Raw genomic sequence first — 23,164 nt, 5'->3', positions numbered from 1 at the left:
CGGGGTGCCCATGCAAGCTGACCACCTTGTGGGCCGTGAGGCCGAACTGGACCTCGCTACCGGAATATTGCGCCAGGACGGAGCGGGGGCGGTCCTGCTCATCGCCGACCCCGGCGTGGGTAAAACCGCCATGGCTGCGGAAATAGCCGCCCGCTTGTCCCACGAAATGGTGGTGATGCGCGTCCACGGCAGTCCGGCCCTGTCGGCGGTACCGTACGGCGTGCTGGCACCCTACCTGCTGGACCTTCCGGTGGAGCAGGCCACGTCCCCGGTGGCGATCCTGAGGGAGTTCTGGGCCCAGTTCGAGAAGCGACGCGGCGGTGAGGGAGCAAGGCTGCTCCTGGTGGTTGATGACGCCCACGACCTCGACGAGGGCAGCACCCAGATCCTCGCCGAACTGGTATCGGCCGGGTGGGCGCGGCTGGTGGCCACCAGCAGGCCCAGGCCGGGACTGCCCGCCGCCTTGCTTCAGCTCTGGTACGACGGCTTGGCCGAACGCATCGAACTGCACCCCCTGGAACGCGAAACCGCTGCGCAGCTGGCTGAGATGATGCTGGGCGGCACGGTCATGGCCAGTACGGTAGACGTCCTCCACTCCGTCTCCGAAGGGAATCCGCTGCTCCTCCGTTGTCTGCTGGACGATTCCAAGGCAGACGGCAACCTGGTGCGCCGCAACAGCGTCTGGTTCCTCACCAGGGCCCTGTCCGGCAGCGGCGAAGGGCTCGCGGAGGTGGTCCGCAACAAAGTGCTCCGCACCAGCGACGCTGAGCGGGAAGCCATGTATGTCGTGGCCCTTTCCGAACCGGTTCCTACCGCGGTGCTGGATGCCCTGGTGGGGAGGGACACCGTCAGGTCGCTCATGGACAGCCGTTTGGTGGTGTCCACGAATGGCCCCGGCAGCGCGCTGAAAATGTGGCATCCCATGTACGGTGAGGCCTTGCGGCAGATCGTATCGCCCGCCCGCAGCCTTCAGATCCGCCAGCGGATGGTGCAGCACCTGGGCGCCGAACCCGCCACCGCTGAGGGCCTGCTCCGCATGGTGAGCTGGGCGCTGGACTGTGGTGCCGACGTCGAGGATGAACAGCTTCTGCAAGCGGCCTTCCTTGCGGCCAAGCTGCTCCAGAACCCGCTGGCCCGCGCCGCGGCGGACAAGGTGCGTTCCGAGGCCCTGCGGCCGCGCGCCCGTGCTGTGCTGGCCATGGTCAACTACAACGACGGCGACTACCGCACTGCTGCGCGGCTGCTTGAGGAACAAGCGGGGTTCCTGGACGTGGATCCCACCGGTCCGCTGGGTGCGGGGCTCCTGTGGGCGGCGGCCCGGGCGGCCCTGGGCGACTCCGCCGCGGACATCGTGGCCGATGCCCGGTCGGCTGCTGCCCTGAGGGCCGAGGGGCGTTCGGATGACGATCCTGTCCTGTCGCAACTCCATCGGCACACCGACGCCCTGGAACTTGCGGCCCTGGCCAACGACGGCCAGTACCGGGAACTGGGCCGGGGCCTGGAGACTTTCGCTGCCGGCCTGGAACCCGGGCAGCCCGACTTCGTCATGAACCGCCTGTTCCTGCTGGCCATGGAGTGTGAGCTCCTGACCGTTGAGGGCCAGGCCGTCGCGGCGCTCGACAAAGGTCGGGAAGCGTTGGTGCTCCTTGACGAACACCACGACGACCTCCTGTACTTCAGCGACTTCATCATGGTCCGCTATGCCTTGGCCGCCCTGGAAGTCGGCGAGTGGGCAGCGGCCGAGGGCGCCTTGAACCGTTATGCCGCTAGCTCGGCCATGGGGCTGATCACCTTCGGCGGCGACATCCAGGCACTCAAGGGGTTGTCGTTCCTGCGGCAAGGGCGCTTGGAACAGGCCAGCGCCCAGTTGACGCCGGCGGTGGAGGCGTTGCGGGTGAAGGACCCGCAACGCCTCCGCCGGCTAGGAAACGCCCTGGCCTATTACGCTGCCGCCCGTTCGGGCAACACAGAACTGGCCCTGCGGTTGGCGGGCGAACCCGAGGTCCCCGCCGCCGGCGGTGCCTATGTTGAAGCCCTGGCCGAGCTTTTCACGCTGGCCGGCCACGAGCACCTGCAAAGGGGCACCGGCCTGGAAAGACTCCGGACCTTGCCTGGAAGCGCCCCCATGCACCACCTCTCCGGCGTGCTGCTGCAGAACCTGGTCCTCCGGGCCGAACTCGGCGACCAGCAGGCAATGGACGAGATCCGGGAGACTGCCTCGGACATGGCAGGGACTTGGGCGGGTGGCTGGCTGTCGCTGGCCACGGCCCAGGCGGACGGGGCCGGGGACGACCTGGTGAATGCAGGCAACCTGCTGGCGGCCGGCGGAATGCCGGGTCCGGCGGCGGTTGCCTTCGATAAAGCGGCGCTCGCTTTCGATGCCGAAGGGAAACGCCCGGAAGCCCGCCAGGCGGCTGTGCTGCGGGACGTCAGCGAAGCCAGCCTTGGCGACTCCGTGGCCCGGGACCCCCACACGGAAGTCGACCGGTCCGTGCCGCTGACCCGGCGTGAACAGGACATCGTGGCGCTCGCGGTGTCGGGACTGACCGACCGGCAAATCGCGGAGAAGCTCATGGTGTCCGTGCGCACAGTGGAGGGCCATCTCTACCGCAGTTACGCAAAGCTGGGAATCCGGCGCAGGGAAGATCTTGGAGCTGCCGTCCGCAACTAGCGGGCAACTGGAGATAACTGGCGGACACCCGTGGGTAGCCCGCCAAGTACCGCTGACAGGCATGCCCCGGCTACGTGGTGTCCGATGCGATCGGAGATACCACCAAACACTGGAGTAATGCCCCGCCTGTCCGTCGTGGGACCAAGTAGCGCCGCCATGAGTGACTGAGTACCAGCGAGTGCCGGCACCCAAAAGCGCTGGAACTAATCGAGTACCAACTACTGGTGCCCCGGTTTTCGCCGGGCGGTTAACTGTTTCTTGGAAGGACGGTCAGCCCCAAGCATCGCCGGATCTCCACCAACGCAACACCGCATCGGTGGTCTCTTTGAGCCGATGCTCCGGCCGCTGAAAGGCGGTCCGGCCCCTGGACGAAGCCGGCGGCGACAGAGTCTTCTGAGACCGAGACTCTCCCCCCAGCCGTCGCCGGCTTCCAGGCCAGGGAAACCGCAATCGTGGAACCGATCAACCTCCCGGATCAAGGGACTGCTGCTTTTGGAGTGTGCATGCTGCCGGACCCCTGGCTGGACGAAGAGACCGTCTCAGCCGGACTGAGCCCGACACCATTTCCCGACCGTCAGCAACTGCTGGAGCTTATCCTCGCCGCCATCCCGTCACCCTCAACCAACGGCATCGTAGTTACCGGGGACAGGGGATCGGGCAAGAGCCATTTGCTGCTGGCCATCAAATCAGGACTCCCGGACACCATTGACGTCCGGACTTTTGCCGGCAAAGCAGGACAGGAAAACACCAGCTACGCCACTCTCGCAGCCGCGGCCGCAGCCATGGAAGCAGACGCCGGACCCCCTCCCGACAACGATCCTTCGGGGCATCCCGGGCTCGGCATCCTCCGCGCTTTCACCCGAACCTTGGGCCCGGCCGAACACCTCTACACCCCACCTCCGGGACGGCGCCGGGGAAGGCGCCCGGCGGTGCCGCCGACCCGGCGGCCGTTGGTGCTGCTGGTGGATGATATCCAGTTCGTGGATCCGTCTTCCCTGGCCGTCCTGCTCCAGCTTCTTCCCGGCTTCGGGGCCACGCTGGTGGCAACAGCGGACAGCCACAGGCCCCTGCCCCAGGACCTCTACCAGCTATGGGAGGACGGTTTCCTGGAGCAGTACTTCCTGCCGCCGCTTACGTTCGCGGAAGCCCACACCCTGTGCGGGGACGTTCTTGGCGGGAAGGTCCAACGGCGCACCAGTGCCTTGCTGGCGGCGATCAGTGGCTTCAACGTGGGCCTGATGTGCCTTGCGGTGGAGGACGCCCGCCGGTCCGGCCTGCTGGTCCGGCACGACGGATACTGGACGGTGGATCTGGGGGCCCGGTGTTCCTGGCCACGGGTGACGCACTACGTACAGGGCGAAAATGCGCTCCTGCCGGCAGACGAACGCCATGCGCTGGAGTTGATCGCTCTCGCCGAGCCTTTGGAGTTGGACATCGTGGAACGCAGCTTCGGTCAGAAGCCGGTGGAACACCTGCTGTCCCTGCGCTGCATCCGCTTGCTGCCGGGTAAGCCGTTCCAGGTCAGGACGCATTCGTGGCTTCGTGGCGAGGGCACGCGGTTGTCGGTTCCCCCTTCCAGGAGCAGGGCCCTCCGGCTCGGTATCACCCAGCCCGCGGTGACCAGGGAGTCCGCCCCTGCCATGGTCCGCTGGATGGCCTGGACCCTGGATGCAGGACTGAGCGTGTCCGATGACCTGATCCTTTCCGCGGCCCCCGCCGCCGACCAACCGGCCACGGCTGCGCTGGCGTTGCGGGCAGCCGAAGGTGTCAGCGATCCGGAACACCGCGACGAAGCCCGGCTGATCAAGGCCAGGGCGCTTGTGGCCGAAGGCCTTCTGAAAAAAGCAGCTTCCGAATTGCAGCGACTGGCAGTCCCGGGGCCCGTCGCAGCAGTCCAGGTTGATGCCAGGCACCGGCTTATGGCGCTGGATCTTCTTGGAGGAGCACGTCCAGGCTGGCCGGTGAATGGCCAAGGATCTGCCGGTACGGAAACGCGGGAATCCGACGGCGGGTCCGGGCTGGGCGGGGATGACCCCGGCATGATGGTCGTGGAAAGGATACACAGTGCCGAGCGCCTGCTTCCGTCAGGCGATGCCACGGCCGCGTTGGCCGCGTCCACTGCAGCGATGTCGTTGATTGACGGAGACCCGGACCTGGAGGTTTTCCGGCCCGGTGCCCTGCTGCGGCACATGATGTGCCTCCGCAGCGAACTGGCGTGGGACCAACTGGACCAAGCGTCCGCTTGTCCCTGGGATTACGCCGTACCGGCGCACATGGCGTGGAGCCTGGAGGTTGCCCGGGGGTACGCGCGCATCAGCCAGGGACTGCCCGGGGCTGCGCGGCAGATTTTGGAACCGGTTGTTGCTGAACTTCACGACGCCGGCCTGCCGCCCGTCCACGCACTGGCATCGGTCCTGCTGGCCTACTCCGAGGCATGCGCCGGTGATGCTGCCCAGGCGGGGGACCGGATCCGGAAGGTGCCCGATGAACAGGCGGAGCCCGCCGGGGGGCTCCTGCAGCAGGCAACGGCGTTGTACCGGGCTGCGGCCCTGGCTGCATCATCCGGCGATCCGGGCACCCTCCTGGATCTGGCGCACATTTTCCAATCGGGACGGGCCCCGTTGATGGAGGCGTCGGCTTTGTCCCTGTTGGCACTGAACGCAAGCGGTACCGGCATCGGGAATTCCTTCCTGCAGCGGCTGGCGGAACTGGGCGGTGCGCTGGGAGGGCCGCAGGGCGAAGCTACACGGTTGTTCGCCACGGCGCTGCTGGCCGATGATCCCAAGGTTCTTGAGGCTGCAGGACGCAGCCTCTCAGCTAACAGGCTTTTCGCGGAAGCGGCCCTTTGCTATTCCCGGGCGGCCACGGGCTACGAGTCCCGGACCCGCACCGCTGCAAGCCGCCGGGTCACCCTCTTGCTGGAGCGGCTCCGGAACGCATTCGGCAGTGAAGCCGTTCCACCGTTGGGATGGCAGCCGGGCACTGCACGCTGCTGACGTGGGCAATGGCACATCGGGCGGAACAGCCGGGCGTGGGATAATTGATTGTCCCTGAAGGATTCCCAAGGAGCGCCCCTTGACCGTCGTATCAACTCCCGCGTCACTGCAGCCGTCCGTGCATGCCATGGACAATGCGGAGGTCCTGCGGATCCGGAACGACTTCCCCGTGCTGGACCAGTTGGTCCATGGGAAGCCCCTGGTGTATCTGGACTCAGGCGCAACGTCGCAGAACCCGCTGAGCGTCATCGAAGCCGAGCAGGAGTTCTACGAACAACGCAATGCCGCGGTCCACCGTGGAGCCCACCACCTTGCCGTGGAAGCCACGGATGCCTTCGAGAACGCCCGTCAGACGGTGGCGGACTTCATAGGTGCGCAGTATGAGGAAACCGTGTGGACATCCAATGCCACGGAGGGCCTCAACCTGATCAGCTATGCCCTGTCCAACGCGGCGCTATGGGCCGCGCAGGGACGGGGTGCTGCCGCCCTGAAGGACCTCGCGATCGGTCCGGGCGACGAGATCGTGGTGACGGAGATGGAACACCACGCCAACCTCATTCCGTGGCAGGAACTGGCCTTCCGCACAGGAGCCACCCTGAAATACATCCCCATCACAGACCAGGGTGCACTGCAACTGGATGCGGCAGCCACGATCGTGGGGGAGCGCACCCGCTTGCTGGCCTTTACGCATGCCTCAAATGTGTTGGGCACCATCAATCCCGTGCCGGAGCTTGTGGCACTGGCCCGCAAGGTGGGGGCACTGGTAGTGCTGGACGCCTGCCAGTCCGCCCCTCACCTGCCCGTCAACGTCAAGGACCTGGACGTCGACTTCGCCGTGTTCTCCGGCCATAAGATGCTGGCTCCCACGGGCGTTGGCGTCCTGTACGGGAAGCAGGACCTCCTGGATGTCCTGCCGCCTTTCCTGACCGGCGGTTCCATGATCACCACGGTCACCATGGACCGTGCCGAATACCTGCCGGCACCGCAGCGTTTCGAAGCCGGGACACAGCGGATTTCCCAGGCTGTTGCCCTCGCCGCAGCGGTGAACTATTTGACGGAAACCGGTGTAGACCGGATCCACGCCTGGGAAACAACGTTGGGACAGCGCCTGGTCGCCGGCCTGGAGAGCATCGACGGCGTTCGTGTCCTGGGTCCGGCATCCGGCGCTGAACGGATTGGCCTGGCCGCCTTCGACGTCGCCGGCGTCCATGCCCATGACGTCGGACAGTTCCTGGACGACCGCGGCATCGCTGTCCGTGTGGGCCACCACTGCGCGCAGCCTCTGCACCGCCGGCTGGGGCTGACGGCCACTACCCGTGCCAGCACCTACCTGTACAACACCACGGACGACGTCGACGTTTTCCTCGACGCCGTCTCCGGCGTGCGGGCGTACTTCCAGGCCTGAAAGGCAGAACCCCATGAGTCTTGACCAGCTGTACCAGCAGATCATCCTGGACCACTCCAAGCAACGCCACGGCAGCGGCCTGGCAGGCACCCCGGCACCGTCCGGAGCGGCCACGGGCCAGTCCCACCAGTTGAACCCGGTCTGCGGCGATGAGGTCACCCTGCGCCTGGCCGTAGCAGACGGGACCGTGCAGCAGATCAGCTGGGACGGAGCGGGGTGCTCGATCTCCATGGCGTCGGCGTCCGTGCTCAGCGAGATGGGCGAGGGCATGGCCGTTGATGAACTGCAGGCCGTAATTGAGAACTTCCGCGAGGTCCTGCGATCCCGGGGCAAGGTCCCGGCCGACCCTGAAATCCTGGGCGACGCGGCCGCGTTCGAGGGTGTGGCCCGCTACGCCGCCCGGGTCAAATGCGCCATGATCTCCTGGGTTGCCGCCGAGGACGCACTGAAGCAGGCCACAGCCTAGCCGCCCTCCCGACGCGGACTCAGGTGCGGCTGAAAACGTCAGGTACGCCGTCGCCGTCGTCATCCCGTACTTCCTCAGCCGCCACCTGCCGGTAGTGCCGGTTGCGGGCCTTAAGCACGACGGCGGCCAGCAGCGCCGAAAGCAGGGAACCTGCCAGGATGGCCACCTTGGCGTGGTCGTTGTGGGACGAACCGGCACCGAAGCTCAGCTCGCCGATCAGCAGGGACACCGTGAAACCGATGCCGGCAAGGAGTGCCAGGCCGAAGAGGTCTATCCAGGCGATGCTTGAGTCCAGGCTGGCGCGGGTGGACTTGGTGATCAGGAACGTGGTGCCGAAGACGCCCACGGCCTTGCCCACCACGAGAGCTGCCACAACCCCCAACGCTACGGGGTCGCGGAGTGCCGATGCCATGCCCTCCGCGCCGCCCAGGGCAACGCCGGCCGAGAAGAAGGCAAAGACGGGAACAGCGAATCCTGCGGAGAAGGGGCGCAGTCGGTGCTCGAAGTACTCGGCGAGTCCTTCGGCGGGCTCGCCTTTCCTTCCGCTGGCAAAGACCGGGACGGCGAACCCCAGCAGCACTCCGGCCACCGTGGCATGGATCCCGGAAGCATGGACGAGTGCCCAGGTGGCCAGGGCCAGGGGGAGCAGCAGATACCAGTTGCGGATGCGCTTCTGCACCAGGAAGGTGAAGATCCCCAGTGGCACCAGCGCGGCCAAAAGCATGAGCGGCTGGAGGCCGGAGGAGTAGAAGAAGGCGATGATGCCGATCGCGATGAGGTCATCGACCACGGCGAGGGTGAGCAGGAACGTCCGCAGGGCGGCTGGGAGATGCGTGTTGATGACTGCGAGGACGGCCAAGGCGAAGGCGATGTCCGTTGCCGTGGGGATGGCCCAGCCTTTGAGGGTCTCCGGTCCCGAGCCGAGGTTGAACAGTACATAGATGAGCGCCGGGACCATGACGCCGCCCACGGCCGCTGCCACCGGGACCACGGCACGTGCGGGTTTGCGGAGTTCCCCGGCAACGAATTCACGTTTGAGTTCAAGGCCCGCCAGGAAGAAAAAGACTGCAAGCAGCCCATCGGAGGCCCAGTGGCCCAGGCTGAGGTCCAGGTGCCAGGGTTCGTAGCCGGCCTTGAGGTCGCGCAGCCCGAAGTACGAGCCGGCAGCGGGGGAGTTGGCCCAGACCAGCGCCACGACAGTTGCTGCAAGGAGGAGGGCCCCGCCTACTGTCTCCGTCCGCAGGATCGCAAGGATGCGGCGGTACTCGGGATAGCTGGAACGGGCGAAGATCTTGCTGGGTGTGCTGGGTTCGGCCATGCGGGCTCCTTGGCTGGTTCGGGGTATCACAATGACTCCGCCGACCAGACTTCCCGGCACACCAACACCCATCTTACCCAAGTAAGTAGCAGTAGAGCGCGTTATGAACGGTCAAAACGCGCTCTACTGCGACCCAGTTGGGTGAGGGGTCAGGCGAGGAGGCCTGCGACGCCGATGACAGCCGTCGCGAGGCCCAGCACCATGGAGATGGTCACCAGGACCACGTGCACGGTCAGGAACTTCGTCGCCTTGCCGGCTGCGTCGCGGGCGCGCGGGTCCTTCATGACGCGCTTGAGGAACTGCGGCCACACGACCAGCGACCACACACCCGCAATGATCAGGATGACCGCCAGGATCGCGGGAATGTCCACGCTAGTGGCTTTCGAGCCAGGCCTGGGCCTGCTGCGACTGGATGTTCAGGGCCTTGCCCACCATCGGCTCCGCGGCATCGGCGATCTTGCCGCCGAGGAACGGCACCGAAGACTTGACGTTGCCTTCGAGCTCGATGCGGGTGCTGCCACCCTCGGCCACGAGGCGCTGGACCGCGGTGACGTCCAACGGTGCGCCGGCCACCTTGAGGGCGATCGTGCTGGCACGCGAACCGTCGGCAGCGGGGGCTTCCCACTGCTCGGTCTGGGTGACCGTGAGGCTCTCGCCGACGAACTTGCGCGCAATATCCGGAAGGCGCGTCGTGGGAAGCGTGCGGACGGTGGTGGTGCTGAAGGCGCCGGCGGTGTCGCCGTCGATCGTGAACGATTCCAGGGAGCCGCCCACCAGTTCGCTCGTGTGGCGCAGGAAGTCCTCGTTGACGAATACGGCGGTGACGCGGTCTACGCTGTGCGGCAGGGTGGTGGATGCACTCAGGGCCATGGGTCCTCCGTGGATTGGGGTTATGGAGCTCTTTTAGCTCCCAACATCCTACGGGGTGTCCTTGGCGACCTCTGAACCGGCAGCTTCCTGCAGGGTGATGGCAGCGGCGGAAATGTTCCGTGCCATGGATGGGAAAATGACGCCGTGAAACGGATAGACACCAAGCCAGTACAGTCTTCCGCCCAAACCGCGGGGGAAGAAAATGGCGCGTTGCTTGTAGAGGCTCCCGCCGCCGTCGGGCTCCACTGCCAACTCGAGCCAGGCGCGCCCGGGCGCGCGCATCTCCGCCCGCAACCGCAGCAGGTGCCCCCGGTCGATGGCCTCCACGCGCCACCAGTCCACCACCTCGCCCGTGCCGAGCGTCTTGGGGTGGCGGCGTCCGCGCAGCAGGCCCGCACCGCCCTGGAGCTTGTCCAGCCACCCCCGCACCCGCCACGCCAGCGGCAGCGAGTACCAACCGTTTTTCCCGCCAATGCCCTCGATCACGGTCCATACGTGCTCCGGCCGGGCTGTGCTGTGGAACGTGCGGGTGTCCGTGTAGACCTTGTAGCCGGCCCAGTCGGGGTCGCTCGGCAGAGGATCGGCGTCAATGCCGGCATTGGCCCAGGTGGTCTCCACCTGGCCGTCGCGTTCCTTGCCGAGCGCCAGGGCGACAGCGCGGCGGTAGGGCGTCAGGCCGCCGTCGGGCCGGGGAATGTAACGGTCGACGTCGTGCTCCCGCGACACAGCGTCGTGCTGCAACGACTGGACCAGCGGCAAGGACATGGACAACGGGATGGGCGTCACCAACGCAACCCAGAGCCCGGCCAGCTTGGGCGCAGGCACCGGCAAGGCGATGACCAGCCGGCGGGGCAAACCGCGTTCCACTGCGTACTCGTTCATCATGTCCTTGTATTTCAGGACGTCACGGGAACCGATGTCGAAGGTCCGGTTGAGGCGGTCCGGGAGCGTGGCAGCCGCAACGAGGTAGTGCAGGACGTCCCGGACGGCTATGGCTTCGATCCGGTTGTTGACCCAACTGGGTGCCGGCATCACGGGCAGGGTGTCAGCCAGATGGCGGATCATCTCGAACGACGCAGAGCCGGACCCGATCACCACGCCGGCCTGGAACACGATCGAGTCCACCCCGGAGTCGAGGAACACCCGGCCCACCTTTTCCCGGGAGCGCATGTGCGTTGACAGCAGGGCATCGTCAGGATGCAGCCCGCCCAGATACACGATCCTGTCCACCTTCGCCGCCGCAGCCGCGGAGGCGACCAACATGGCCATGGACTCTTCCTTCGCCTCGAACCCGCTGCCGGAGGCCATGGAATGCACCAGGTAATACAGCACCTCCACGTCCGCCAGTGCCTTTTCCAGGGCGGCGCCGTCCGACAACGAGTCCTGGATCACCTCCACATCCTGCCGCCACGGCACGTCGGCGATTTTCTGAGGCGTCCTGACCACCACCTTGACACGATGGCCGGCCTCCAGGAGCCGGGGCACCAGCCGGCCTCCGATATAGCCGGTGGCTCCGGTGACGAGGACTGTTCTGGGCTGCTGCACTGTGCGGGACCGCTTTCCTTCGGTTGGCTGCAAGGGAACTCCTGGGGCCGGAGGGAGGGGTAGGCTGGAATGACCCGGCAATTCGTTTGAATTTCCGGGCATTTGTGTTGCCTGCCCTTGGACCCACCCTAGGAGTTTCAGCCATGAGCCTCAACGGTCTGCGCCGCGCGTTGGCGGAGGACAAGACTTTTGCGCGCGTCCGGACAGAGGCTGGGCGGCCTTTCGCGTCGCGCAGCACGGACTACCAGATCAGCGCGCCGACGGGCATGCGGTCTGTCCTGCTCGCTGAAATGGCCGATGCCCTGGCCGGCGGCCCGGAGAACCCCGTGGTGCTTGCCGTGACAGCCACCGGCCGCGAGGCCGAGGACCTGACCGCCGCGCTCGCCTCCTACCTTCCGGCAGAGTCAGTGGCCACCTTCCCCAGCTGGGAGACCCTCCCGCACGAACGGCTTTCGCCGCGTTCGGACACCGTGGGGCGCCGGCTTTCCGTCCTGCGGCGCCTGGCCCATCCGGAAAGCTCGACGGCGGCGGCGTTGCGTGTGGTGGTTGCTCCCGTCCGCGCCGTGGTCCAGCCGATTGTGGCCGGGCTGGGTGACCTCGTCCCCGTCACGCTGAAGGTGGGCCAGGAGCGATCCTTCACCGACGTGGTCAGGGCACTGTCCGACGCCGCCTACGCCCGCGTGGACATGGTGACCCACCGCGGCGAATTCGCAGTCCGCGGCGGCATCCTCGATGTTTTCCCGCCCACCGAGGACCACCCGATCCGCGTGGAGTTCTTCGGCGACGAGGTAGACCAGATGCGTTGGTTCGCGGTCGCCGACCAGCGCTCGCTGTCCGCCCCCGGCATCCACCACCCCACCGAACTGCATGCACCGCCGTGCCGCGAAATCCTCATCACGCCCTCGGTCATGTCCCGTGCGGCCAAGCTGAAGGCAGACATGCCTGCCGCCGCGGACATGTTGGAGAAGATCGCCGGTGGGATCGCCGTGGAAGGCATGGAGTCCTTGGCGCCGGTCCTGGTGGACGCCATGGTTCCGTTCGTGGACCAGCTTCCGGCAGGTTCATTGGCCGTGGTGATCGAACCGGAGAAGGTGCGCACGCGCGCACACGATCTCGCGGCGACCAACGAAGAATTCCTTGAGGCGGCCTGGTCAACAGCGTCCGACGGCGGTGCCGCGCCTTTGGCGCTTGACACTGCCCTGTTGTCCCGCGCCTCCACGGACCTGCATGCGGCCAGTTTCCGTTCCCTGACGGACACCCGTTCCTCTGCCCTGGCACACGATGTGTCCTGGTGGTCCATCACCTCACTGGCCTCCGACGAGGACCTGGTCCTCGATATCGACGTCCTCAACCTGCATGCCCGGGAGCCGCGCGGATACCAGGGCGATGTTGCGGAGATGCTGGACTTCATCGGTGGCCGGGTCCGTGACCAATGGCGCGTGGTGGTGGTGACGGATGGCCCGGGCCCCGCGCAGCGCCTCGCCGAGTTGTTCCACGACGCCGACATTCCGTGCAGCCGCGTGGATTCCCTGGACACAGAACCCCAGCCGGGAATCATCGAGGTGACCTGTGCCGCCGTCGGGCGTGGCTTTGTGCTGGACGGCCTCAAACTGGGCCTCCTCACCGAAGCCGACCTTCTGGGACGCGCGTCCGCAAGCTCCACCAAGGACATGCGCCGGATGCCGTCCAAGCGGCGGAACGCCGTGGATCCGCTGCAACTGCACGCAGGCGACTTCGTGGTCCACGAGCAGCACGGCATCGGCAAGTTCGTGGAACTCATCCAGCGCAAGGTGGCGGGAACGTCGGCCTCGGATGCGGGCCTTCGCGAGTACCTTGTCCTGGAGTACGCGCCCTCCAAGCGTGGCGCTCCCGGCGACCGGCTGTTCGTTCCCACGGACCAGCTGGACCAAGTGACCCGCTACGTCGGCGGCGATACACCGGCGCTGAGCAAGATGGGCGGCGCGGACTGGGCCAGCACCAAGTCCAAGGCCCGCAAGGCCGTCAAGGAAATCGCGGGCGAACTGATCCGCCTGTACTCGGCCCGCATGGCCTCCCGCGGACACGCCTTCGCCCCGGACACCCCGTGGCAGCGTGAACTCGAGGAAGCATTCCCCTACGTTGAGACCCCGGACCAGTTGACCACCATCAACGAGGTCAAGGCGGACATGGAACGCGAAATCCCCATGGACCGGCTGGTGTCCGGCGACGTGGGCTACGGCAAGACCGAGATCGCTGTCCGTGCTGCCTTCAAAGCCGTCCAGGACGGGAAACAGGTGGCGGTCCTGGTGCCCACCACCCTCCTGGCCCAGCAGCACTACGAGACCTTCACTGAGCGGTTCTCCGGCTTCCCCCTGCGGGTCAAGCCGCTGTCCCGCTTCCAGACCAGCAAGGAAGCAAAGGAGACGGCGGAGGGCGTCAAGAACGGCTCCGTGGATGTGGTGATCGGAACCCATCGCCTGCTGTCCAAGGATTTCGAGTTCAAGGACCTTGGCCTGGTGATCGTGGACGAAGAGCAGCGGTTCGGCGTGGAGCACAAGGAAGCGCTCAAGAAGATGCGCACCAACGTGGACGTGCTGGCCATGAGTGCCACGCCGATCCCGCGAACCCTGGAAATGTCCCTGACGGGTATCCGCGAGACCTCCACCCTGGCCACGCCGCCGGAAGAACGCCATCCCGTGCTGACATACGTCGGTCCTTTCACCAACAAGCAGACCTCGGCAGCCATCCGGCGTGAGCTCATGCGCGAAGGGCAGGTGTTCTTCGTGCACAACCGGGTCTCCTCGATCGAGCGCGTTGCCGCTCAGATCCGTGAACTGGTTCCCGAAGCCCGGGTGGAAGTGGCCCACGGCCAGATGTCCGAGAGCCGCCTGGAAAAGATCATCGTGGACTTCTGGGAGAAGCGCTTTGACGTCCTGGTGTGCACCACCATCATTGAGACCGGCCTGGACATCTCCAACGCCAACACGCTCATCGTCGACGGCGCGGACAAATACGGGCTGTCCCAGCTCCACCAGCTCCGTGGCCGCGTGGGCCGTGGCCGCGAGCGGGCCTATGCCTACTTCCTCTACCCCTCGGAGAAGCCGCTGGGCGAGGTGGCACTGGAGCGTCTCAAGGCCGTGGCGGCGCACAACGAATTGGGCGCCGGCATGCAGTTGGCCATGAAGGACCTGGAGATCCGTGGTGCAGGCAACCTGCTCGGCGGTGAGCAGTCCGGCCACATCCAGGGTGTGGGTTTCGACCTTTACATCCGTCTGGTGGGCGAGGCTGTGGCCGAGTACCGGGGCGAGGCCGAAGAAAAGGCTGCAGAAATGAAGATCGAGCTGCCCGTCAACGCGCACCTGCCACATGACTATGTGCCCGGCGAACGGCTCCGGCTCGAGGCGTACCGGAAGCTGGCCGCTGCGGTGACGAACGAGGCCATCGACGAGGTCCTGGCCGAGCTCGTGGACCGCTACGGTGAGCCGCCGCTGCCTGTGCAGAACCTCATTGCCGTGGCCCGCTTCCGTGTGGGCGCGCGCGAAGCCGGCCTGTCCGACGTCGCGCTCCAAGGCAACTTCATCCGCTTCTCGCCAGCGCAACTGCCTGAATCCAAAGTCATGCGCCTCAACCGCATGTACCCGGGTTCGCAGGTCAAGCCCGCGCTTGACGCTGTCCTCATTCCGAAGCCCAAGACCGCCCGGATCGGTGGCCGCGACCTGCAGGACGCCCAGATCCTCGAGTGGGCCAATAGCGTGATCGAGGCCATCTTCACCGACGTACCCGTAAAGGCTGGCTAGCTTCAATGATGGGAGGACACCACGCCGCGTCGGGAGCCGCGGCGTGGATCGCCATTGCCTCGACCGGCCCCTATGCCCTGGGCTGGTATCCGCTGGATTCCACCGGCATCCTGATTGGAGCCATGGCGACGGCGGGCACCGCGCTCGTGTGCGACTGGGACCACCGGCACAGCACGATCGCCAACTCGTTGCCGCCACTGTCCAATGTCATCGCGGTGGGCATCGAGAAGGCCAGCGGCGGGCACCGGCAGGGGACGCACTCGCTGCTGGGTGCCTCGGCGTTCGTGGTGCTGGCGGCCATGGCGGCCCAGTTCCAGGTGGTTACCCCCGTGGGCAAGCTCTCCGTGGGCGCCGGACTGCTGTGCATGTTCATGATCAACCTGGCTGCCAAGGCCCTGAACCTGTTTCCCAAATCGGGGTGGATCACCAACTGGCTGTTCGCGCTGGCCATGGCCGGTCTGGTGACCTGGTTCGCGCCCGGCCAGTGGGGGTGGCTGCCGCTGTCCATGCTGACCGGCGTCGTTGTCCACATCGTGGGGGACATGATCACGGTGGGCGGAGTGCCCCTGCTGTGGCCGATCGTCATCAAGCCACCCAAGTTCCTCAGGAAGTCGCTGGTGAGCGGCATCTGGCGGGCCAACGGGGCGTTCTCGATTCCGCTGCTGGGCCGTGCGGGGTCCCGGCGGGAGTGGCTGGTCCTTATTCCCGTGAGTGGCTACGCCATGGTAGGCATGGCGACGTCCGCGTGGGCTTTGGCTGAGCAACACTGGCCCGGCGTCCTGGCCGCGCTGATGGCCTTCTCCAACGGCTGAGCACCAATCGCTTGAGCCTTCATCAATGGCGTCATGTAATGCCTCCTGTCTCCACTCCCTAGCGGAGGGCACCAGCCCAACAGCCAAGTGGGTTCGGGATGATGGAGGATCAGATGGTACCGCTGCATGCGCGCAGCACGCACGCCGCTATTGTGGAAAGTCCCCATACCCGCCACGCCACGATGTCGCTGCGGCGCTCGCGTGTGGACCTCGAGGTGGTGATTCCCGCCTACAACGAGGCTTCGCGGATCCAGTTCACGCTCCAGCGTGCCGTCGACTTCCTGGCACAGCAACCGTGGTCTTCACGCATCGTGGTGGTGGACAACGCCAGCGTGGATGAGACCGGCGCGCTGGTCCGGCGTCTCTCGCGGGAGGCGGGGGACAAGGTCCCGGTTTCGGTTATCGGATGTTCACGGCGCGGCAAAGGGGCTGCCGTCCGCCGCGGCCTGCTGAGCGGCACGTCCAAGTACACGGGTTTCTTCGATGCGGACCTGGCTACGCCCCTGGAAACCCTGACAGAAGTCATGTCCCACCTCGAGCTTGGCGCGCCGGCCGTGATCGGTTCGCGGCACGCCCCCGGTTCCCGGCTGATCCGGCGCCAGCAGTTTGGACGTCGGCTGGGTGGCAAAGCATTCCGGGTACTGACCAGGTCAAAGGTCAAAGGCATCTTTGACACGCAGTGCGGGTTCAAGTTCTTTGAGCGCGACGCCTTGACGGCCGCAATGGTCCAATGCCGTGCCACGGGCTTTGCCTTCGACGTCGAACTCCTGCTCCGGTTGCAGCACCAGGGCGCCCGCATCATCGAGTTGCCCGTGGCTTGGACGGACGGGGAAGCATCCACGTTCCGGCCTGTCCAGGACGGACTTGCGAGCTTCGCTTCCGTTCTTCAACTCCAGAAGCCCAAGCCATGAGTCCGATGCCGGTGGCACGTAATGCCGACCTCGCCGGCAAGAGTGTGCTGGTACTCAACTGGCGGGACATCAGGCACTCACAAGCAGGTGGCGCAGAACAGTACATGCACCAGATCTCGCGCCGATGGGTCGAGGCCGGTGCACGGGTCACGTGGTACACCGGACGCGACCACGGCCAATCCGCCGAAGACACCATTGACGGCATCCGTATCCTGCGCTCCGGCGGCACACTGGCCGTCTACGCCTACGCCGCGTTGCGGCTGTTGCGCACCCGCGGCCACTTTGACGCAATCGTGGATTGCCAGAATGGAATCCCCTTCTTTTCGCCCCTGTTTGTCCAGGGCGGTCCGCCGATCGTCCAGGTGGTGCACCATGTGCACCAGGAACAGTTCAGCACCAGGTTCTCCCCGCCGCTGGCCGCACTGGGACGCTTCCTGGAAAGCACGGGAGCGAAGGCTGCCTACGGCCAGAGGGCCATTGCGGCCGTGTCCCCGTCCACCAGGATGGAACTGCGCAAGCTCGGCTTTTCCGGGCCTATCCACGTGGTGCCGAACGGCAGCATCGACCTGCCCACGGTGGCAGGTGACAAGGCTGCCGACCCCACTATTGCCGTAGTCAGCAGGTTGGTGCCGCATAAGCGGCTGGAACTGCTTTTGGGGCAGGTGGCCGCGGCAGCCCGGGACATCCACACCTTGAAGCTGGACATTGTGGGCGACGGACCGGAACGGCCGCGATTGCAGCAGCTGGCGACCGACCTTGGCCTGGACCACATGGTGACTTTCCATGGCTATCTGCCCAACCAGGAACGGGACCGCCTGCTTGGCAGGGCATGGCTGACCGCCTCCACGTCCGCCTCGGAGGGATGGGGCTGCTCTGTCATTGAAGCCGCCGCGTGGGGCGTTCCCTGCCTTGCGCTGAGGGTTCCGGGCATCAGGGACTCGGTGGTCGACGGCCGGACCGGATGGCTCGTTGACACACCGAAGGAGTTCGGTGCCGCCTTGCTGGTGGCGTTGGACACCATGGCAGACCCATCCGCGGCCCGCACCATCACTGCACAATGCCGCGACTGGGCGCAGTGCTTTACCTGGGACCGGAGTTCGGCCCTGCTGGCCGGTGTCGTGATGGAGGAAGTACTCCGCCAACGCTCTCCCGGCCTCCGCCCCGCCTCCGACATGTCAACGCTGGCCCGGTTCCGGATGCCCGATGGGGTGGATCTCCGCACCATCCTAGGGCCCACCGACGAAGTCAGGGACAACGGAGCGGGTGAGGTCACCGTCCTGTTGAAAGGGAGGGATGAGTTCGAAGCCTTTGCCGTGCTGCAGCGGATCGGTGTTACGGCTCCGGAACTCAGGGCGGCCGGGCGCAATGTACTCGTGGCGGGGCCGCGGGACGCTTCCACCTTGGCAGATTCGGCTGATGGGCACTGAGGGAAGGACCGGTGGCGCGCCGCCCGCCGCAAAAATTGCCCGCAGCAGCGGAGTGCTGGCTGTATCGGCAGGTGTAGTCGGCGTGCTCAGCTACGCATGCACCCTGTTGATGGCCACCATGCTCAGTACGGCTGACTACACCAGGTTCGCCGCCGCCGCCATGATGCTGGGCATGGTGGGGATTGTGGCATCCGCGCTGGTGCCGTTGCCGTTGTCGCACGTGGTGGCCGTCCACCCCGCAGGTTCGCTGGAACGCAGGGACGGTATGGCTTTCTCGGTTTTTGTATCCGGCCTTGCCGGTGTTGCTGCTGCATTGGTGACCGGGACGATCACCCTGGCCCTGGGTTCTCCTTCTCTGGCAGGGGCGGTGGCGCTGGGGTCGATGGCGATCTTCGCGGTCACCGCACCAGCCGGGTGGCTGCAGGGTGAACTTCGATTTTCCTGGTACGCCGTGACCAATGTCGGAGAAGTCCTGGCCCGGTTCCTGTTCAGCCTCCTGGTGGTGGCCCTTGCCTGGGGCGCAGGGGGAGCGGTGCTTGGATTCGCCGTGGGCTCCGTGGTGCCGCTGGTAGTTCCAGCGTCCTTCTACCGCGACCTGCAGTGGCGGCCCAGCGTGTTGCGGGAGAGGGGGAGATGGGCCGAAACGGGCGACATCGCGTCGGTCTTGTGCGTTGTTTCCGTGCTGGTGGGCCTGGACGTGGTGGTGGTCGGTTTCCTTGACGGTGGCTCGGTGCCCGCTGCCGGTTTCCAGGCCCTGGCCACCATTGCCAAGGGGCCGGTGTACGTTGCAGCAGGGACGGCCCTGGTGGCCTTTCCGCTGCTTCGCACCCCTGGCGCGGACATCCGGCAGGTCCTGACGGATGCGTTTACGTCATTCGGCGAGCTGGCAGTCGTGGCCTTTTCCATCATTGCCACGGCACCTCACACCGTGGCGGGAATCATCATCCCGGCGAAATACCATGGCTCGCTCGCTTCGCTGCCGTGGTTGGCTGCCGCCGGTCTTGGCTACGCCGTCATCATGGTGTTGTCCACGATTCTGCTGGCCCTGGGAGCTTACCGGCGTTGCCAGTTGGGTCTTGTGTTTGCCACGGCGCTGATCCTGGCTGCGCTATGGGGCGGCTGGCAGTTGCAGGGAGTGGCCGGGCTGACGATCGGTTCGGCTCTGGGTTCCGTGGCTGCAGCCCTGGTGCTCGCCGCAATGGCCCGGCCCGTGATGAACGGCAGATCCGGGAAAAGAAACCGGGCCAGGCCCCTGTGCCTCGCCGTCGCAGTGGTTGCTGCTTTGGCAGCGGCAGCCTGGCTGCATCCGGTTGTTTGGCTCATTCTGGCTGCCGCCGTGGGTGCAGCAGCACTGATCCGGCAGCGCGGGCAGGGGGCACCGCGACCCGCGTCGGCGGCAGCACATCAACGGCATGCCGGAGGACGGCCATGACGGCAACGGGACGGAGGTCGCTGCACCGGCAGTCCCTGGCCTGGGTCTCAAGCATCGGCCGGCAACCCGGAAGCATGGTTCTGCGCCTGGTGAGCAGCCGGATCTTTGGTGCTTTCGCAGTGGGTGCCGGGGCGTTGTGCGTCCGCGCTGTGGGGTTGGAACGTGCCTTCGAGGTGTGGGTCGATGAGCTCCTCTACGTCCAGTTGGGGCAGTCAGTCAGCGCCGGCCACTTTCCCACCCTGCCGGACGGGCCGTTCTTCCTGCATCCGCCGGGGTACTTCCTGCTTGAGGCGGCGGTGATCTCGGGCTATGGCATTCTGTGCAAGGACTTCTTCATCATCTGTACTGCCGCCCCGCTGGTGCTGGCTGCGGTCTGGAAACGCACCCTGCCCTGGCGTCAGGCCGGTGTGGTTCTGGCTTCCTCTGCAGTGCCCTACACGGCCTACCTGATGGTGGTGGCCCTCAACGGATTCCTTCCCTCGTGGTGGGAGGCCAAGAGCCAAGGACTGTTGAGGGTGAGTGGGGTGGAGAAGAGCACGGGCTTCACCGCGGAAGGTTCGCCCAGCATCGTCGACAGGCTGGTAGAGCAAAGCGCCACCTTCGGAACCAGTTATGTCCTGCTGGCGCTGTGTCCGATCGCGGGACTCCTGCTGTGTTTCAGCCTCAGCGCGCCGTGCCGGCTGCTTGGCCTCGTGGGACTGGGGCTGGGCACTGCGGGAGCCTACAGTGCCCTCTTCGGCACCTTCGAAGAGCAGTACGGTTACGGTGTCATGGTTGCCGGCGTCATCTGCGCGGTATTGGCGGTGACGGAGCTGCGGCACCGGTTCACTCGGGGACGAAGGGTCTTGACCGCCATTGCAGCCTGCTTCGTCGCCATGACCATCCTGCTGGGAACCAGGACCGTCGCCACCGTGGACAGCGGCTTTGTCCAGGCCAGGGAATGGGTCCGGACCCATCTGCCCGCCGATGCCCGCGTCAGCGTCACCAACAGCACCGGCAAGCACATCTTCGAGCACGATCCACGGTTCGGCGTCTGGCCATCCGCGGCCCTGATGCAGGCACACGGCGCCAGCTACATCCTCACCCAATCAGCACCCACACTGCAGGGATATGGCTATGCCAACCCCACCATGCTGGCATGGCTTGAGGAACATGCTGTGGCCGTCTTCAGCGCTTCCGGACCCACCAACGGCCGGACAACGTTGTGGTGGGTGGACGGGCAGGATTTGAAGGAAGCCGCTGCCACCAACGTTGGGTCCCCGTCCAAGGACTCCGGAACAGAACGGTAGGAGCATGAGAATACTGCATCTGGGCTTTGAAGACCCCGCCATGCCTGGGGCAGGCGGCGGTTCGGTCAGGACGCACGAGATCAACCGGCGGCTCGCCACCCAAGGATTCTCCATCACCGTGCTGACCACGCGGTACCCGGGGTGGGCGGAACGGACACAGGACGGGGTGCACTATGTGCCGATTGGCTTCGGCCAGGGGAGGAACCGGCTCACGAGGCTGCTTTCCTACATCCTTCGCCTCCCCGTCGAATCCCGTCAACGCAGGGACGGCATGGACCTGGTGGTGGAGGACTTCTTCGCACCGTTCTCCACCATGGCGGCTCCGGCCTGGACCGGCAGGCCAACCCTTGCCATGGTCCAGTGGCTCCACGCCCGGGACAAAGCCAGGCAGTACAAACTGCCCCTCCACTGGTTGGAACTGATGGGGGTACGCCGGCATCGGCGGGCTATCGCCGTGTCCCAAGGCATCGCAGACCGGCTCGCTGCCATGAATCCGGCGCTGCACACAGAGGTGATCGGCAACGGCGTTGACCCTGAAGCCTGGAAGCAGGACCCACGACCCGGTCGCGATGTCCTGTACATCGGCCGCCTGGAATTCGGGGCCAAAGGCCTTGACCTGCTGATCGAGGCGTGGCGGCAGTGCATCGACCGCATGGACGGTAACCTGCTGATCGCCGGGACCGGCCCGGATGAGGAGAAGCTGCGTGGGGCAATCATGAAGGCCGGACTATCCGGTCGGGTGCGGCTGATGGGGTGGCTGTCCGGCGAACCGAAGTTCCGGGCCATGGCCAACGCCCGGTTGGTGGTTGTTCCGTCCAGGCAGGAAACCTTCGGCCTGGTGGCCCTTGAGGCGCTCGCCGTGGGAACGCCCGTGGTTGCCTTCAGGATTCCTTGCCTCCGGGAGATCGTTCCGGAGGGAACGGGCTGGCTGGTTCCGCCTTTCCACGCCGCAGCGCTCGCCGACGAACTGGTCCTGAGGTATCCGCAGGCGGGAACGGAGGACCTGGCCGGGGCATGCCGGGAGTTTGCCCGGCGGTTCGATTGGGACTCTCTGGCAGAGTTGCAGGCCCGCGCCTACCGCAGCGCGACGGCGGCATGACATGACATTCGGCTTTCCCGTTGAACGCCGGGAGGAGCAGGGCGCCCCGTGGCTTTTCCTCTCACCCCACCTGGACGACGCCGTGCTGTCCTGTGCGGCGCTCATGGCAGCCCAGGCGGGGAAGCGCGACATCGTTGTGGCCACGGTCTTCACGGAGGCATCGCCTCCGCCCCACACCCGGGCCGCGCTGTCCTTCATGCGGCAGTGCGGTGCCCATGACGCGGGGCGGCTGTTCGAGGACCGCCGGGCCGAGGATCATGCGGTTTTATCCGCACTGGGGGCGCAGTCCATCCATTTGGGTGCGGTGGATGCGCTGTTCAGGCGGCGGACCCCCGGCTGGAGCCTGCTCCCCGCGATCACCACCATGGCAGCAGAACGCTTCGCGCCGGAGCTGACGCACCTCTATCCCACCTACCGTTTCGATATCGCCCTCGGCCGGATCGCCAAAGGGGACCGGAGTCTGCAGCAGGACCTCCGGGCCGCCGTCGACGACCTCATGGCCGTGTCGGGAGCGGAGCTTCTGTTCTGTCCGGCCGGTGTCGGCAACCACGTGGACCACCTGATGACGCGGGAAGCCGGTGCCGGGCACCGCGACAAGATGGTCTTGTATTCCGATTTTCCCTACGACCTCCTGTCGCACCCGGACCCGGCGCTCCTGGGAGGGTTGGAGCCGTGGACATGGGAAGAAGGGATCGAGTTCAAGCCGGGATGGATCCGGCACTACGGCACCCAGGTCGGGGCCCTCTTTCCCGACGGCGTAATCCCGGTCAAACCGGAAACATACTACGTGTCAGGGCATCTCAGCCGGAGCCTTAAACACAAGACGGCCCGGGCTTTGGGCCCGGACCGCATCTTGTATCAGGAAACTCAGCTTTCGCCGGCCGAATCCGAACGGCCGAGGATGGTCTGGGGGATCCAGAACGCCAAAGCGAACAAGCCGAGGCAGACAGCCATAGGCCAGACGTTGTCCAGGGTGAGGAAGGACAGCGAGTAGATGGCGCCAAGGAAGCAGACGATGATCACGGCGAACAGGACCAGGCTGGTGCCGAGGCTGTTCTCTTTTTCAATCGGGGCGCTGGTAGCGTTCTTGGACATTCGTTCCTCCTCAGCCCTGAAGGGCTCAAAATCTGTGGCGGTCACCGGTGGC

General features: G+C 66.0%; 16 protein-coding genes and 1 pseudogene. 12 read left to right on the top strand and 5 right to left on the bottom strand.

Annotated elements, in window-relative coordinates:
• Window positions 1-10 precede the first annotated feature (10 nt).
• The 4 genes from ACSVIE_RS07530 (at window position 11) to sufU (ending at window position 7,538) form a co-directional block, all read left to right on the top strand.
• Window positions 11-2,671 (top strand): AAA family ATPase, encoded by a 2,661-nt coding sequence (locus ACSVIE_RS07530; RefSeq protein WP_442423472.1) that lies wholly within the window; start codon window positions 11-13, stop codon window positions 2,669-2,671.
• A 452-nt stretch (window positions 2,672-3,123) separates the two neighbouring features.
• Entirely contained in the window at window positions 3,124-5,667 is a 2,544-nt protein-coding gene (locus ACSVIE_RS07525; protein WP_442423471.1) for an AAA family ATPase, read from the top strand.
• A 79-nt stretch (window positions 5,668-5,746) separates the two neighbouring features.
• Window positions 5,747-7,072, top strand: coding sequence for a cysteine desulfurase (locus ACSVIE_RS07520; RefSeq protein WP_426006579.1), 1,326 nt, complete (start codon window positions 5,747-5,749; stop codon window positions 7,070-7,072).
• Window positions 7,073-7,085: 13 nt separating this feature from the next.
• The gene (gene sufU, locus ACSVIE_RS07515; protein WP_426006581.1) at window positions 7,086-7,538 is read left to right on the top strand and encodes a Fe-S cluster assembly sulfur transfer protein SufU; all 453 of its coding nucleotides are present in this window, start codon (window positions 7,086-7,088) and stop codon (window positions 7,536-7,538) included.
• 19 nt (window positions 7,539-7,557) lie between these two features.
• On the opposite strand, the gene nhaA is transcribed toward sufU, so the two are convergent.
• The 4 genes from nhaA to ACSVIE_RS07495 form a co-directional block, all read right to left on the bottom strand.
• Complete coding sequence (nhaA, locus tag ACSVIE_RS07510) at window positions 7,558-8,856, bottom strand: Na+/H+ antiporter NhaA (RefSeq protein ID WP_426006583.1); 1,299 nt, start codon at window positions 8,854-8,856, stop codon at window positions 7,558-7,560.
• Between the two features lie 149 nt (window positions 8,857-9,005).
• On the bottom strand, window positions 9,006-9,227 hold the full coding sequence (locus ACSVIE_RS07505) for an SCO4848 family membrane protein (protein ID WP_426006584.1): 222 nt from the start codon (window positions 9,225-9,227) through the stop codon (window positions 9,006-9,008).
• Between the two features lies 1 nt (window position 9,228).
• Window positions 9,229-9,726, bottom strand: coding sequence for a DUF2505 domain-containing protein (locus tag ACSVIE_RS07500; protein ID WP_426006586.1), 498 nt, complete (start codon window positions 9,724-9,726; stop codon window positions 9,229-9,231).
• Window positions 9,727-9,774: 48 nt separating this feature from the next.
• Window positions 9,775-11,373 carry an SDR family oxidoreductase gene (locus ACSVIE_RS07495; RefSeq protein ID WP_442423470.1) on the bottom strand — a complete coding sequence of 533 codons (1,599 nt, stop codon included), beginning with the start codon at window positions 11,371-11,373 and terminating at the stop codon, window positions 9,775-9,777.
• Between the two features lie 41 nt (window positions 11,374-11,414).
• Here ACSVIE_RS07495 and mfd point away from each other — a divergent pair, with 41 nt between their 5' ends.
• The 8 genes and pseudogenes from mfd to ACSVIE_RS07455 form a co-directional block, all read left to right on the top strand.
• On the top strand, window positions 11,415-15,047 hold the full coding sequence (gene mfd, locus ACSVIE_RS07490; RefSeq protein WP_442423469.1) for a transcription-repair coupling factor: 3,633 nt from the start codon (window positions 11,415-11,417) through the stop codon (window positions 15,045-15,047).
• A gap of 5 nt (window positions 15,048-15,052) precedes the next feature.
• Entirely contained in the window at window positions 15,053-15,859 is an 807-nt protein-coding gene (locus tag ACSVIE_RS07485) for a metal-dependent hydrolase (RefSeq protein ID WP_426006589.1), read from the top strand.
• A gap of 113 nt (window positions 15,860-15,972) precedes the next feature.
• The gene (locus tag ACSVIE_RS07480; RefSeq protein WP_426006590.1) at window positions 15,973-16,770 is read left to right on the top strand and encodes a glycosyltransferase; all 798 of its coding nucleotides are present in this window, start codon (window positions 15,973-15,975) and stop codon (window positions 16,768-16,770) included.
• The gene (locus ACSVIE_RS07475) at window positions 16,767-18,197 is read left to right on the top strand and encodes a glycosyltransferase family 4 protein (protein WP_426006591.1); all 1,431 of its coding nucleotides are present in this window, start codon (window positions 16,767-16,769) and stop codon (window positions 18,195-18,197) included. The genes ACSVIE_RS07480 and ACSVIE_RS07475 overlap by 4 nt, the downstream gene beginning before the upstream one ends.
• The gene (locus ACSVIE_RS07470) at window positions 18,187-19,629 is read left to right on the top strand and encodes a lipopolysaccharide biosynthesis protein (protein WP_426006592.1); all 1,443 of its coding nucleotides are present in this window, start codon (window positions 18,187-18,189) and stop codon (window positions 19,627-19,629) included. The genes ACSVIE_RS07475 and ACSVIE_RS07470 overlap by 11 nt, the downstream gene beginning before the upstream one ends.
• On the top strand, window positions 19,626-20,918 hold the full coding sequence (locus ACSVIE_RS07465) for a hypothetical protein (protein ID WP_426006593.1): 1,293 nt from the start codon (window positions 19,626-19,628) through the stop codon (window positions 20,916-20,918). Before ACSVIE_RS07470 ends, ACSVIE_RS07465 begins: the two co-directional genes overlap by 4 nt.
• Window positions 20,919-20,922: 4 nt before the next feature.
• A complete protein-coding gene (locus ACSVIE_RS07460; protein WP_426006594.1) occupies window positions 20,923-22,017 on the top strand; it encodes a glycosyltransferase family 4 protein in 1,095 nt (364 codons plus the stop codon).
• Window position 22,018: 1 nt separating this feature from the next.
• Window positions 22,019-22,585: pseudogene (locus ACSVIE_RS07455) on the top strand (PIG-L family deacetylase); the annotation flags it as partial.
• Window positions 22,586-22,884: 299 nt separating this feature from the next.
• Here ACSVIE_RS07455 and ACSVIE_RS07450 read toward each other — a convergent pair.
• Complete coding sequence (locus ACSVIE_RS07450; RefSeq protein ID WP_426006595.1) at window positions 22,885-23,112, bottom strand: hypothetical protein; 228 nt, start codon at window positions 23,110-23,112, stop codon at window positions 22,885-22,887.
• Window positions 23,113-23,164: the final 52 nt, after the last annotated feature.

The sequence above is a fragment of the Paenarthrobacter sp. NCHU4564 genome, assembly GCF_052156435.1.
Classification (GTDB): domain Bacteria; phylum Actinomycetota; class Actinomycetes; order Actinomycetales; family Micrococcaceae; genus Arthrobacter.
Note: the sequence above shows the minus strand (reverse complement) of the source record. Positions and strands in the feature narration are given on the sequence as shown.

Coding starts and splice junctions, on each gene's coding strand:
- sufU (WP_426006581.1), top strand. CDS start 7,086: ATGAGTCTTGACCAGCTGTACCAGCAGATCATCCTGGACCACTCCAAG.
- ACSVIE_RS07500 (WP_426006586.1), bottom strand. CDS start 9,726: ATGGCCCTGAGTGCATCCACCACCCTGCCGCACAGCGTAGACCGCGTC.
- mfd (WP_442423469.1), top strand. CDS start 11,415: ATGAGCCTCAACGGTCTGCGCCGCGCGTTGGCGGAGGACAAGACTTTT.
- ACSVIE_RS07465 (WP_426006593.1), top strand. CDS start 19,626: ATGACGGCAACGGGACGGAGGTCGCTGCACCGGCAGTCCCTGGCCTGG.
- ACSVIE_RS07495 (WP_442423470.1), bottom strand. CDS start 11,373: ATGCCCGGAAATTCAAACGAATTGCCGGGTCATTCCAGCCTACCCCTC.
- ACSVIE_RS07480 (WP_426006590.1), top strand. CDS start 15,973: ATGGTACCGCTGCATGCGCGCAGCACGCACGCCGCTATTGTGGAAAGT.
- ACSVIE_RS07470 (WP_426006592.1), top strand. CDS start 18,187: ATGGGCACTGAGGGAAGGACCGGTGGCGCGCCGCCCGCCGCAAAAATT.
- ACSVIE_RS07485 (WP_426006589.1), top strand. CDS start 15,053: ATGATGGGAGGACACCACGCCGCGTCGGGAGCCGCGGCGTGGATCGCC.
- nhaA (WP_426006583.1), bottom strand. CDS start 8,856: ATGGCCGAACCCAGCACACCCAGCAAGATCTTCGCCCGTTCCAGCTAT.
- ACSVIE_RS07475 (WP_426006591.1), top strand. CDS start 16,767: ATGAGTCCGATGCCGGTGGCACGTAATGCCGACCTCGCCGGCAAGAGT.
- ACSVIE_RS07450 (WP_426006595.1), bottom strand. CDS start 23,112: ATGTCCAAGAACGCTACCAGCGCCCCGATTGAAAAAGAGAACAGCCTC.
- ACSVIE_RS07530 (WP_442423472.1), top strand. CDS start 11: ATGCAAGCTGACCACCTTGTGGGCCGTGAGGCCGAACTGGACCTCGCT.
- ACSVIE_RS07460 (WP_426006594.1), top strand. CDS start 20,923: ATGAGAATACTGCATCTGGGCTTTGAAGACCCCGCCATGCCTGGGGCA.